We start from the raw sequence: 12,941 nt of genomic DNA, 5'->3' as shown, positions 1-12,941 counted from the left end.
GTATTTGTATGTATATGTTGAAAGGGGGATTTGTTTTTTTTAGAAAAATTTAACAACTTAAATTAAAAAGCTCTAAATTTTACAAATCACAAATATCTATGTTTTTGATTAATTAAACAATTTATAGACTATTTTAATTTGTCTTTTCAAGATAAATGCCATTTTTTTTGTATTAATTTTCTGTTACATCTTGTTGTTTGTGTTGAAATAGTAAATTTCTCCAAATATTATTCTAATAAATTATCCCTATATATCTAATTCCAAATGAATGCCAAAAGTAACAGTAAGGCACGAAATTTATGCTATTTAAAATAAAAATTAGACTTGTTTTTGTTTAATTTTTTATGCAATTTGCATTCACAAAGTAGCAACTTATATGGCTTCTGTTGGAAATTTAGCATTGTACCTATTATTTTCAATTTTAGTATTTGACATTTATGGAAAAAAAGACAAATTTTACGCCACTCTATACAGCCAAAGTAATGGGAGTGAGTGGCAGAAGTGGACACGTAAAATCTTCTGATGGAGTGATAGACCTAGACGTGCGCTTGCCTAAAGGAATGGGAGGAGATGAAACAGGCAAACACACCAATCCAGAACAATTATTTGCAGCAGGCTACGCAGCTTGTTTTGGTGGAGCAATAGGAGCAGTTGCAGCCAGTAAAAAAATAAAGTTAGCCTCGCCTCCAGAAGTAACTGTACACGCCACTATTGGCAAAGAAGGCGAAGGTTTTAGTCTATCTGTAGATATTTTTGTTCATATCTCAGATGTGGAAATAGAAAAAGTAAGAGAACTCGTTGAAGCAGCCCACCAAGTATGTCCATATTCTAAAGCCACTAGAGGAAATATTCCCGTAAATCTTCACGTAAACTAACATGGGTATAGGCAAATTAACGTACTATGTAATTACAGTTAAAAAATAAATTTTAGCTTATCTCTATATAGATTTTTGGGAAACCTTTCTTAGATTGCTATTAAATTTATTGTTCAGTATTAATTAAAAGCGAACTCCAGTAAATTCACCTTATTGGGGTTTTTTCTTATCTATTATGACTTTTGCAAAAGCAAAAACCAGCCAAGTTTTATTTGTTTGAAATCGTATTTTCTTCATAGCGTTGGGTTTGAAAACCCAACGCTATGAAGAAACGAAACAATATTTTGTTAGAAAACAACTTTGCGAAAGTCCTAATCTATTAAATTTCCCTCTGTTCGTTTCTGAAAGGTATAAGATATGCTCTCATATATTCTCAAGTATATTTATTTCTATTTAAAAGCTGGCAATCAGCATAATGTTCATTCGCCTTTTGTTTATCAATTATATACCTTGATTATACAAGGTTCGGAAGAATACTATGCTTTTGAAGAGTTGGAAAAGCTACGCCAAGAACTTTCCTCTGACCGTACAAAACTAGAAATTACAGATTATGGAGCAGGTTCAAAGGTTAAGAGCAAGGGAAAAAATAGCCGTACTGTTTCAGAAATCGCTCATCGGTCAGCTATTAGTAAGAAAAAAGCAGAGCTTCTCTTTAGATTAGTAGAATATTTTAAACCTAAAGCTATTTTAGAACTTGGAACTTCGTTAGGGCTTTCCACTCTCTTTATTGCTCTTGCTTCTGATAATTCAACGTCTCAAATTATTACCTTTGAAGGCTGCCCACAGATAGCTGAAAAAGCCAATGAGAATTTTGAAGAGTTGGAACAAGACCATATTGAAATTATTGTAGGAAATATTGATAAAACTCTTCCACAAACACTTTCATCTCTTGGCGTATTAGATTTTGTGTTTTTAGATGCCAACCACCGTTATCAACCCACTATAAATTACTTTCATCAGATTTTAGAAAAATCGCATAATGAAACAGTTATTGTTTTAGATGATATTCATTGGTCAAGAGAAATGGAGCAGGCTTGGAAAGAAATTATTGAGCATCCAAAAGTAACTGTTTCAATAGATTTGTTTCAGTTAGGATTAGTTTTTTTAAGAAAAGAACAAGCCAAACAACACTTTAAATTGAGATTTTGAGATATAAAAAAAGACAGTTATTAAAAACTGCCTTTTCCATATCTAACAAATGATTGTTTATTCTCCTTTCTTATTCTCAATACGAGTTTTATATTTTTGATAGAGAACTTTTTGCTTATTGTTGAGGTCAATTTCTCTGCCCTCAATAAAAGCATGTGTTACTTTATTGGTCATCATATCTAAAATATCGCCTTCCGAAACTACAATAGTTGCATCTTTTCCTATTTCTAATGTTCCGACACGTTCATTAATCCCCAAAATAGAAGCTGCTTTACTTGTAATGGCTGCTAAGGCTTGTTCTTTTGTAAGACCAAATGCTACTGCCATTCCAGCCGAAAAAGGAAGATTTCTTGCTCCCATCGTTTCCATATCTCCAGCATAGTTGAGGCAATATTCTACACCAGCTTTCTGTAACAAATAAGGTAATTTGAAAGGTGCATCTACATCATCATCTGTACGTTTAGGGAGTTCCAGTGTACGCTCTACAATTACAGGAACTTTGTTTTTCTTTAAAAACTCTGCTACTTGCCACGCATCATAACCACCCACCACTACAACTTTCTCAACTCCCATTTCTTTGGCAAACGAAACGCCTTCAATGATGTCTTTTGCCCACTGTGCATGCAAATAAAGGTTCATTGTTCCGTCAAAAAGTCCTTTTATAGAGGCTAATTTTAAGTTTTTTGTAGCTGGATTTTCAATTTGATTATAAGCCTTTGCCTCACTCAAAAGAGATTTTATTTTGTCTATTTTAGCATTTCGCTCATCTTCTTGGGCTTTCTTTGGCTCGGCAGGAGCAGCCCACCAGCCTCCTTGTTGCATATATTCTGGCAAATAAATATGTAAACCCTCATCCATTTTGATAGAAGCATCTTCCCAGTTCCAAGCATCTAACTGCACTATAGAAGAAAGCCCTGCTACCATTTGCCCACGAGGAGTTGCTTGTGCAATCAGAACACCATTGGTTCTAACCGTTGTAGTAACATCAGATTCTGCATTGTAGGCACTAATTGCTCTGATATTGGGGTTCATATCTCCCACTTCTGCCATATCTACCGAAGGACGCACAGCGTCAATTTCTTTCAGCCCCAATGTTGTATTAGGTAAAATGAGTGAAGGGTAAATATGTTTGCCTGCTACATCAACTACCTTTGCACCTTCTTCAGAAACATCGCCTATGGCTGTTATCTTTCCATTTTCAAAACGTATTGCTCCATTCTGAATAATGGTTTCTCCATCACCAATATGAAGGGTTGCATTTTTCAAAACAATCGGCTGGTTTTGTTTTGCAGCAGGAAGAGGAGCTTGAGCAGTACTTTTTTGAGAGAAATAAGTAAAGAATATAAAAACAAAAGGAAATATTTTTTTGAATTGCATGATTCTGTATTTTTGAAAATCCTTGTCTCAACGACGGTAGAAAAATAAAAATGATAGAGTAAACTAACCTTTGCAATATCCGAATTTATTTCTTGAAAGAGTGTTATTTTTTGTGAAAACGAAAATGAACTCTTGGTTCAGATTCCAAATGCTTTTGGATATTCTACTATTCCACTTACGTTTTGTAAAGCATTTTCTTTCAATTCAATAGCCATTACATTCTCTTTAGGTACGTCAAAGGGCAGCTTTATTCTAAACGTATGTGCTGGTTTATAGCCAAATCTTGGATAATAATCTTGATGTCCTAATAAAACAACAGATTCATAACCTAATTCTTTTGCTATACTGTGGGCTTTTTGTATCAATTTCTCTCCAATTCTTTTTCCTTGAAACTTTGGTGCTACACAAACAGGAGCTAATGCAAGAGATTCGAACGTTTGTTCCTCATTTCTTATTTTGATTTTGGTAAGCAAAATATAACCAATAATTTCATCTTGATATTTAGCTAATAATGAAAGGTCTGGAATAAATGCCTCTGATTTTCGCAGTCTTTCTACCAAAAATTGTTCTTTTTTATCGCTATACTTTTCTTTCTTGAAGGCTTCTTCAATGAGTTTAAAAACAGTTGTATGGTCTTGTTCTGTTTCTTGTTGGATTATGATATGCACTTTATAGATTGTTTTAATGTTCAAAAAATACCCTTAAAAATTGTTGATGGTCGTAAGACGTAATAATATAAGTATTTGTATTTTGTTGTAGTCTTGCGCCCCACTCTCCTCTCTCCATAAAAAGCTCTACCTCCGACCAGTTTCCTATGCTTTTTTCTATCGCACAGCAAGCAGCTAGTGGGTCATGTAGCTTTTTGCCATCTTTTTTCTTTTGTAAATAGTGGCTCATTCCTTTATGAATTAGCTTCAAAGACAATGATTTGTTATGAGAGGAATTTAAAATCTCTTCTAATATTTGATTCATTTGTCTGTCATAGATAACACCATGACAAACATTTTTAGAAACAAAATAACGCTCCTTTATTTTTGAAGTTTCAAGGGTTTTCAAAGCAGAAGGAATATCTCCATTGAGGTTGAAAGTAGGACAAGTTTTTTTTCCTCTAAATTTTGGGAGTTGGTCTGGAAGAGGTACGACACCTTCGCCAGCAAAACCTCCTTGAGCTACAAGTCTTCCCAGTTTAAAGTCTTCAAATTCTAATGCTAGACCAAGGTTTTTCAATGGCGCACCAGTAATAAGCGTCGTTTCTTCATCACAATTTTGAAGTAGAATCTCACAACCTCTTTCTGCATTATCAGAGGGTTCAATCTTTCCATAGACTTTTTGATGCCACTCCGAAACACAGTTTTTAGGGTGTTCAAGATAATACGCACCTATTGGAATATCTTTGCCAAATAGTTGTAAAGTGCGTTCTACCAAGCCTACTTGATATACCGAACCAGGAGTAATAGTTACGGCTTTTAGTTCTATTCTTGGATGTCCTAATAAAAAAAGTAATGTGATATAGTCGTCTGGGTCGTTGGTTTCCATATCAAAAACGACAGGCAATTTTTGAAGCATTCTTATATTTTTGAAGTTTTAAATAAAACGAACACTTCTTTATTTTTATAAAGTTCCAAAAAATCTATAAAGTTTTGTAACTTTGAAACATAAGTAGGAAGCCATCTATTGTCTTCTTATTCAAATGTATATTCATTCTTTTTGCCGTTGTTGGTGTCTTACTCTAACAACTAATAAATTATTTTTTATAAAAAAATTAACTGAAGAAATGACAAAAGTAACCGTAGTAGGCGCAGGAAATGTAGGCGCAACGTGTGCAGACGTATTGGCAACTCGTGAAATATGCCAAGAAGTAGTTTTGGTAGACATCAAGGAAGGTTTCGCAGAAGGAAAAGCCTTAGATATTTGGCAAAAAGCTCCTATCAATGTTTATGATACTCGTACGGTAGGTGTAACAGGCGATTATGCTCGTACAAAAGACTCAGACGTAGTAGTTATTACTTCTGGTTTGCCTCGTAAACCAGGTATGACTCGTGATGATTTGATTGCAACCAATGCAAAAATCGTAAACGAAGTTACTTCAAAAGTAATTGAACACTCTCCAAATGCTATTATCATTATTGTTTCAAATCCTTTGGACGTAATGACGTATGCAGCACACCTAGAATCTAAAAAAGACCGTCGTCAAGTGATGGGAATGGCTGGTATATTAGATACAGCTCGTTACCGTGCATTTTTGGCAGAGGCTTTAGATGTTTCTCCAAAAGAAATTCAAGCTATCTTGATGGGTGGACACGGAGATACAATGGTTCCACTTCCTCGTTATACAACAGTTGCTGGTATTCCAGTTACTGAAATGATTGATGCAGATAAGCTAGATGCTATCGTAGAGCGCACTAAAAAAGGTGGTGGAGAACTCGTAAAACTTATGGGTACTTCAGCTTGGTATGCTCCAGGTGCTGCTGCTGCTCAAATGGTAGAGGCTATTGTTAAGAATCAGCGTAGAGTATTCCCTGTTTGTGTGAAATTAGAAGGTGAGTACGGCATCAAAGATTGTTACTTGGGCGTTCCTGTTATTTTAGGTAAAAACGGTGTCGAAAAAATCATTGAACTTGACCTAAATGATGATGAAAAGGCTCTTTTAGAGACTTCTCGTCAGCACGTAAAAGAAGTAATGGATACGTTTGATAATATGAACGTAAACGCATAATTTGTCCTTTTAGATTTTTAATAAAAAAAGCTCATAAATCAGTTTATGAGCTTTTTTTGTTATAACCGTAAACGAGGTATCAAGTCGCCGTTTAGGATTATTTGGCATTGTTCATTTTAAATTTCTTATTCAATTATGCCTACTGGTGTTTATTATTTCAATACATCTTCTCCTCAAATTTATCAAAGCCCTTCCCAGCAGCTTTATTTTTTTAAAGTTTTTATTGGAAAGCACAAGATAGAAGTAGAAGAAGGAGATTGTCTTTATTATTTTGACGATAATCTCAGTTTTGCCCACTTAAAAAAAGGAAAGTGTAAGGTAAATTCATTGCATTGTGCGACACTCATTCGTGGTTATATGCCTCCAGAAGCTAGTATTTCTCTTGAGGGAGTTACCGTTTTGCCCTACATCAATGGCTGTTCTACCAAACAACTTTTTCCCCCTATTCGGCAAGGCGACCCTACTTTACAATATCTTTATATGCCAGCAGACAGTAGTGAACAAGCGCATCACATACATTCTACGGCACGAGTAGTGCTTGTTTTGAGTGGAAGGGGAAAAAGTATTGTAGGTTTAGATGGAAACGCACATAATGAAGAGCTACACAAAGGAAAAATTTGTATATTAGAACCCATGTGTCCTCATCATTTTGAAACGCCTTTTGGAGAGCCTTTAGTTGTTGTTCCTCTGCACATTTTTTCTTCTATTCCTCAATCTGAACAAAATCATCCTATGTATAATGGTACATACAGAATATAAAAATATTATTAAAGAGTTTGTAAAGTCATTTAATCAGATGTGTAATAAAACAGGACACAATCTTCTGATTCGTAAGCATACTTATCATTATGAAACGGGTTCTGAAACGGTGGATAAAGAATATAGAGTAAAGTTCAAACAAAAAAGAAATGACAACACTTGGGAAATTTATGCTACACCAACAAGCTGGTTTTCCTCCAAGAAATTTCCACTCATAAAGCTAGAGTTTTCTGATAAAATCATACTAACTGGAATAGGAATCAGTACAGGTTTTGCAGCTATTAGCACCAAAGAAAGTGGTAATAATATCGTGGAAAATAATTCTGAAAACTTGAAAAAACTACTAGAAGACTATAAAGAGAAAATTAGAAAAATGAGCCCTGCTACTTTTTCTCGTTTGTAAAGAATATGAAAGCACCACTTACTTTCCTGCCTCTCTCAAAACTGCTAAGAAATCCATTTTACTACACAATATGTAAAAAGGAGTATTTGGCTGCGTGTCGTTTTTTTGGCTGTACACTCATAGACCGTACACAGACTTTAGACATTGGAAGGTTGCAATTTGAAGTGTTAGACCCTCTTTCAGAGCTTAAAAAAACAGAACTTCGTTTTGAAGAAATAGCCATTTTACGAGCAAAACATCTATTAAAAATTGCTCAAGAAACAGACAAAAAAATTTGTGTATTGTGGTCTGGAGGAATTGATTCTACGGTGGCGTTGGTAGCTCTTATCAAGGTCGCACAAGAAGAGAGTAAATTAGAAAGTATTGAAGTTTTATTATCAAAAGAATCTATCGAAGAGTTTCCCAATTTTTTTAAAGAAATTATTCAAAAGAATATCAACTACACACTTTATGAGCCTCCACTATATCCACTTTTAGAAAATAAAACAAAAATTTTCATTACTGGTGAACACGGCGACCAGCTTTTTGGTAGTGATAAAGCAAAGTATTATGTTTTGTCAGAAGATGCTTTTAAGCCTTATTCAGAGATACTTCCCTTTATGATTGGGCGAAAATTAGGCACAGAAAAATATACTCAAAAAATGATAGATTTTCTTGCTCCACAGATTTCAAAGTCGCCAGTTCCTATTCATACTCTCTACGATTACCTTTGGTGGATGAATTTTTCTCAAAAATGGCAACACGTATCGTTAAGACTTATTAGTAAATCAGAAAATATAGAGTTAGGAAAAGATATGATTCATTTTTTTAGTAATTCTGAATTTCAATCGTGGTCAATTTCTAATCATCATCTTAAAATTGATAGAGCTTGGAACACCTACAAACAAGTCGGAAAAACATTTATTAATGATTTTTTTGAAGACGAAGAATATTACCTCTATAAAGAAAAAGAACCTTCTCTTAAAGATGCTATTGTAGAGAAAAAGCAAAATTATTTTTTGAGTATTTTTAAGTGAAAAAATATATTTTATTAGAGTACTGGACATCCATAGATATTTGCTATTCTGTGAGCCACAGAACAGTGAAAAAAGTGCTGTTCGTTGGTGTTTTTAGTGTAGCGACGCCAACAACTTTTTATTTCATGTCTAGTACTCTAATATTTTATCCTTTACCCATTCTTATTTTTTCTACATTTTTATTCATCAAGTGTCGCACGTAGTTTTGGTAAACAAACTTTTTAAGAAGACTTAATTTCTGTTGATGTTTGCTATAAAACTCGTCTGGTGTGTCAAATAAGCCAAAATCTTGATTGATTCCCTTTTCTTGGATGTAAGTATGGTTTTTTTTCCATTCTATTTGTGGCTGTGCAAAATTATCTGTGTAAGCTCCATATCCACAAAAGGTAGTTTTGCAATCAGAAAATTTATTTTGTAATGCTTCCAAATAGGGTTTGTCAAGAATTAGTCCTTCTAAATTATACCACTTTCCGTCAAAAAAAACTTCCACCCAACTGTGTAAAATGTTTTTCGGAGCAAGTTTGTACCAAACTCCTGTTACTGCTCCTTTTTGCAATGCTTTATAAATAGTAAAACCGTGCATTCGGTTAGGAATATTTACTGCCCTTAACAGAGCCATAAAAAGATTTGCTTTTGTGTTGCATTGTCCGTAACCATCACTAATAACTTGAGATGCTGGTATGTTATCGTCAGTATTGTAGCCAAATTTAATTTCATCTCTAACATAATTGTATATTTTTTCTATTTTATCAGAGTCTGCCATTTTGTTCCATCCTCTATTTTTTATGAGTAACTGAATACTCGTATTACCGAAGTCTAAAATAGGAGTACTTTTGAGGTAACCTTTAAACTCTAATGATTTTTCTAGCTGTAGTTCCATTTTCAAATAAATTTTAGGTTGAATAATGAAACAAAGTTCTGATTATTTAAAGCCTCAAACTTGAATAAACTGGCTAAGTTTTATAAAATCACGAGGGCTAAACCCAAAATTTTCTTTGACCGTTCGGCTCAAGTGTCCACTATCTGAAAAGCCAACTTCATGGGCTATTTCTGTCAAAGGCTTTTTCCCAAAAAGTAATATGGCTTGCCTTACTTTAAGCCATAATTGTGCTCGTCGAAATGTAATGCCTGTTTGCTCTTTAAACAAATGAAGAAAACGACTCTTTGACAAGGCACAATAATCGGCTATTTCTTCAAGAGAAACTACTTGGGCAGAATTTTTACTCAAAAAAGCTAATGACATATTTATTCTTTTATCTTCTTTATGAATGGCATAATCACAAAAACAATCGTACTTGTTTATAATAGAATTAATTTTTTCTGATGAGAAAGACTTGGACACTAAAGCTCTTTTTAGTTCGGTAGTAGCAGGAGAGTTAATTTGTTTTATGTCTTCACTGAATAAATTTTTCCAAAAATGACCTAGGGTAGAAGCTGGGTTTAGGAGAAGTAGGAAAAATTTAGCATTAGAAATAACTTGATGATTTATATTAGATTGAATCAAGATAGGTAGGTCTGTTTCAATAACTTGTGTATTTGTTTTTATAGAAATTTTATTTTCTAAAGGAATACATAATTGAATAGCATAATGTTTATGAGATTGATTATTTTCAAAGTTTCCAATAAACCATCCGAAATTATCATTAATATGTATTTTGTTATTCATAACTGAAGAATATAACTTATTTTACTGTCTAAAAGACAGACCATATTTTATTGTGAAGTTGAATAATATCTAAATATGTCTTTTTAAATTTTGATAGGCTAAGTTTGGTATTACTAAATTGCTTGACAAATTGCCTCTGTTTTACCAACAAAAAGTATCTTGATAGTTTTATAATTCAAATTCTTTTTCCACAAGTTGATGATTGAGCATTGCACCAGCAATATTTCCAGCCGAAACAGCAAAAGCTACCGAACGAAAAGGTGTAGTAGCATCACCACAAGCAAAAATATTAGGTATATTCGTTTGACAAAATTCATTTACTTTTAAGTGTCCTTGTTCAGTTAGTTCACAACCTAGAGTTTCGGGGATTTTACAATGTTGCTCAAAAGGAGGACTTGTATAGATAGCTTTGATTTCAGTCATAGAATTATCTTTAAAAATGATTTGTTCCAACTGTCCGTTTTTGTGGTTGAAGGAGGTAACTTCTTTTTCAATTACAGAAATGTTGTGCCTAACTAATTTTGTATGTTGTTCTTCTGAAAAAGAGGGTTTTCCATTGGTAAAAATGGTAAGGTCTTTTGTCCAGTTTCGGATAAGACGAGCATAGTGAAAAGCTATTTCTCCGTTAGCTAAAATACCCGTTTTTTCATTTTTGACTTCGTAACCGTGGCAGTATGGGCAATGAATAATCGTATTTCCCCAACACTCTTCAAAACCCTCTAATTTTGGCAGAATATCTTTTACTCCTGTGGCAAAAATGAGTTTTTTAGCTTCAAAATCTTCTCCTTTTTCTGTTTCTATGACAAAGCCATTTTTAGTTTTCTTTCCAGTAGTAGCAAGGACTTTTTTTATTGTGACTGTATCATATTTTAAAACTTGGTCAAGGGCTTTTTCGGCAATTTTATGTGGTTTTTCTCCATCTTGTGTAATGAAATTATGCGAATGTGGCGTGTAACGATTGCAAGGAAGTCCACTATCGATAATCAGAACCTTTCTTAAGGCACGTCCTAAAGCCATAGCTGCCGAGAGTCCTGCATAGCTTCCTCCTACAATAATTACATCAAAATTGTTTTTATTTTTCATAAAGTTTAAAGTTGTTTTTTTAAATATCTAATCCAAAATTGAGAGTGTCTAGCCTTAAAAATAATCTTTTCGTTTCTTTTTTAGAAATAGCAGGAGATTTATGTAGAAGTGCAGGAATTTCTTTTGAAGACGATAAAGCACCTTTGAAAAGCATGGCATCACCGATTTCAAGTTGTTCAATTTTTTCCTTTGGAGTGTCTAATAATTTCTCATTTTCTGGCAAGATGAACATTGTTGCTTCTCCAAAATACGTACAAACTAAACGATAATCAATGATGTCAGTATGAAACTTTCGGCACATATCATTATTTACTATTGAAAGAATAAGACGTAGTTTTTTATTTTTTATCTGATTTACAAAATTCTCAACAAGTAACTCAATGTGTTCTCTCAAATGAGAAAAAGGTAAATGTTGTGCAAGATAAATCAGTACGCTTTGAGCATCTCCTTTGACATCAATTTTTGAAAAACTCTCTTGATTCAATAACTGATTAACTTCTTCTTTTACAAAAACAGAAGGCTCATGTTGCCAAATTACGGCACTATACTTTTCAATTTCTTTAAAAACGGAAGGGGTAGTTGATTTTAGGACGCTAGTATTTTCTAAGGTAATCATAAGTTTAGATGTTTTTATAAAAACCCTAAGGGGCTTGAAGACCCTTAGGGTTTGGATACTTTTACTGCCACTTTGGAAATGGGTCTTCAAACAAAAATCCGTTTTCCATTGCCTTGATTTCTCTATCTGTACAAAGGCAATTTTCTAGCTCTTTTTGGATAAGCTCTTTATCCATATCTTGTCCTATCCAAACGATTTCGTTTTGCCTATCTCCAAACTGCTTTGTCCAACGGCTTTCAATTTCTTCTCTATATTCTACAAAAGAAGGGTACATAATACGCTGCTCGTAAGGCATGCTTGCCCACCAAACACCTGCTGGTTCGGCTCTTAGGCTTCCTCCTGCTTGTGACCAATTAATGGCACTATCTGGACGAGAAGCCAACCAAAAAAGTCCTTTGCTGCGAACGATAGTAGAGTGGAATTGTCCTGCAATATATTCCCAAAAACGCTTTGGATGAAAAGGTTTTTGACTTCTAAAAACAAAGGAAGAAATACCATATTCTTCCGTCTCTGGAGTGTGCTTGTTTTGGAGTTCGGCTATCCAACCTGCCGACTGTGAGGCTTTTTCAAAATCAAAAGAACCTGTATTCAAAATATTCTTGAGGTCTATCTTTCCAAAACTTGTTTCGATAATTTTAGCCTGTGAATTGAGCTTTTGAAGGATTTGCTTTAAAGAACCTGCTTCTTCTTTACTTACTAAATCAGTTTTGTTAAGTAAAATCACGTCTGCAAATTCTACTTGCTCAGTAAGAAGATTTACGATAGTGCGCTGGTCTTGTTGGTCGTCGTTGAGTTCTTGGCTATAAACGGTGTCTTTGCTGCCGAAGTCTTTCCAAAAATTATAGGCATCTACAACGGTTACCATTGTATCTAAGCGAGAAAAACGACTCAAGTCGATGTTATTTTCCTCGTCTTTAAACGTAAATGTCTGTGCTACTGGAATCGGCTCACTAATTCCTGTACTTTCGATGAGCAAATAATCAAAACGGTCTTCTTTTGCTAGGCGTTCTACTTCTACCATTAAGTCTTCACGAAGCGTACAGCAGATACAACCGTTTGACATCTCTACTAATTTTTCTTCTGTTCGGCTAAGTGTGTTTTGGTCTTTGACAAGCCTCGCATCTACATTAACCTCACTCATATCATTGACAATTACAGCTACTTTTAAGCCTTCTTTGTTGTTCAAAACATGATTGAGAAGTGTTGTTTTTCCTGCTCCTAAGAAGCCACTTAGTACTGTTACTGGAAGTTTTTTATCTACTGTTTTCATATATTTTTTGA

General features: G+C 34.1%; 14 protein-coding genes. 6 read left to right on the top strand and 8 right to left on the bottom strand.

Features of this window, described 5'->3' with window-relative positions:
• The first annotated feature begins 437 nt into the window (after positions 1-437).
• Both QZ659_RS00340 and QZ659_RS00335 read left to right on the top strand, forming a co-directional pair.
• The gene (locus QZ659_RS00340) at positions 438-875 is read left to right on the top strand and encodes an organic hydroperoxide resistance protein (RefSeq protein ID WP_291720136.1); all 438 of its coding nucleotides are present in this window, start codon (positions 438-440) and stop codon (positions 873-875) included.
• A gap of 357 nt (positions 876-1,232) precedes the next feature.
• On the top strand, positions 1,233-2,024 hold the full coding sequence (locus QZ659_RS00335) for an O-methyltransferase (protein WP_291720133.1): 792 nt from the start codon (positions 1,233-1,235) through the stop codon (positions 2,022-2,024).
• 57 nt (positions 2,025-2,081) lie between these two features.
• Here QZ659_RS00335 and QZ659_RS00330 read toward each other — a convergent pair whose 3' ends face one another.
• The 3 genes from QZ659_RS00330 to QZ659_RS00320 all read right to left on the bottom strand — a co-directional run bounded on the left by QZ659_RS00330 (position 2,082) and on the right by QZ659_RS00320 (position 4,967).
• The gene (locus tag QZ659_RS00330; RefSeq protein ID WP_291720131.1) at positions 2,082-3,401 is read right to left on the bottom strand and encodes an amidohydrolase family protein; all 1,320 of its coding nucleotides are present in this window, start codon (positions 3,399-3,401) and stop codon (positions 2,082-2,084) included.
• Between the two features lie 137 nt (positions 3,402-3,538).
• Positions 3,539-4,069 carry a GNAT family N-acetyltransferase gene (locus tag QZ659_RS00325; RefSeq protein ID WP_291720128.1) on the bottom strand — a complete coding sequence of 177 codons (531 nt, stop codon included), beginning with the start codon at positions 4,067-4,069 and terminating at the stop codon, positions 3,539-3,541.
• Between the two features lie 13 nt (positions 4,070-4,082).
• Positions 4,083-4,967 (bottom strand): nucleoside hydrolase, encoded by an 885-nt coding sequence (locus QZ659_RS00320; protein ID WP_291720125.1) that lies wholly within the window; start codon positions 4,965-4,967, stop codon positions 4,083-4,085.
• Positions 4,968-5,175: 208 nt separating this feature from the next.
• On the opposite strand from QZ659_RS00320, the gene mdh reads away from it, so the two are divergent.
• From mdh to QZ659_RS00300, 4 genes are all read left to right on the top strand, one after another.
• On the top strand, positions 5,176-6,117 hold the full coding sequence (gene mdh, locus QZ659_RS00315) for a malate dehydrogenase (RefSeq protein ID WP_291720122.1): 942 nt from the start codon (positions 5,176-5,178) through the stop codon (positions 6,115-6,117).
• 135 nt (positions 6,118-6,252) lie between these two features.
• Complete coding sequence (locus QZ659_RS00310; protein WP_291720119.1) at positions 6,253-6,876, top strand: cupin domain-containing protein; 624 nt, start codon at positions 6,253-6,255, stop codon at positions 6,874-6,876.
• Entirely contained in the window at positions 6,857-7,279 is a 423-nt protein-coding gene (locus QZ659_RS00305) for a hypothetical protein (protein WP_291720116.1), read from the top strand. The genes QZ659_RS00310 and QZ659_RS00305 overlap by 20 nt, the downstream gene beginning before the upstream one ends.
• A 5-nt stretch (positions 7,280-7,284) precedes the next feature.
• Positions 7,285-8,295 (top strand): hypothetical protein, encoded by a 1,011-nt coding sequence (locus tag QZ659_RS00300; RefSeq protein ID WP_291720113.1) that lies wholly within the window; start codon positions 7,285-7,287, stop codon positions 8,293-8,295.
• A gap of 145 nt (positions 8,296-8,440) precedes the next feature.
• Here the strand turns inward: QZ659_RS00300 and QZ659_RS00295 are convergent, their stop codons facing one another.
• From QZ659_RS00295 to QZ659_RS00275, 5 genes are all read right to left on the bottom strand, one after another.
• On the bottom strand, positions 8,441-9,175 hold the full coding sequence (locus QZ659_RS00295; protein WP_291720110.1) for a transglutaminase-like domain-containing protein: 735 nt from the start codon (positions 9,173-9,175) through the stop codon (positions 8,441-8,443).
• Between the two features lie 54 nt (positions 9,176-9,229).
• Entirely contained in the window at positions 9,230-9,961 is a 732-nt protein-coding gene (locus QZ659_RS00290; RefSeq protein ID WP_291720108.1) for a helix-turn-helix domain-containing protein, read from the bottom strand.
• Positions 9,962-10,129: 168 nt separating this feature from the next.
• Positions 10,130-11,044 (bottom strand): NAD(P)/FAD-dependent oxidoreductase, encoded by a 915-nt coding sequence (locus tag QZ659_RS00285; RefSeq protein ID WP_291720105.1) that lies wholly within the window; start codon positions 11,042-11,044, stop codon positions 10,130-10,132.
• Positions 11,045-11,063: 19 nt separating this feature from the next.
• The gene (locus QZ659_RS00280; protein WP_291720103.1) at positions 11,064-11,660 is read right to left on the bottom strand and encodes a DUF1826 domain-containing protein; all 597 of its coding nucleotides are present in this window, start codon (positions 11,658-11,660) and stop codon (positions 11,064-11,066) included.
• A 61-nt stretch (positions 11,661-11,721) separates the two neighbouring features.
• The gene (locus tag QZ659_RS00275; RefSeq protein WP_291720101.1) at positions 11,722-12,930 is read right to left on the bottom strand and encodes a GTP-binding protein; all 1,209 of its coding nucleotides are present in this window, start codon (positions 12,928-12,930) and stop codon (positions 11,722-11,724) included.
• Positions 12,931-12,941: the final 11 nt, after the last annotated feature.

Source organism: Bernardetia sp., from assembly GCF_020630935.1.
In the GTDB taxonomy this organism is placed as follows: Bacteria; Bacteroidota; Bacteroidia; order Cytophagales; family Bernardetiaceae; genus Bernardetia.
The sequence above is the reverse complement of the archived record's forward strand: the minus strand, read 5'-3'. Positions and strand labels throughout refer to the sequence as shown.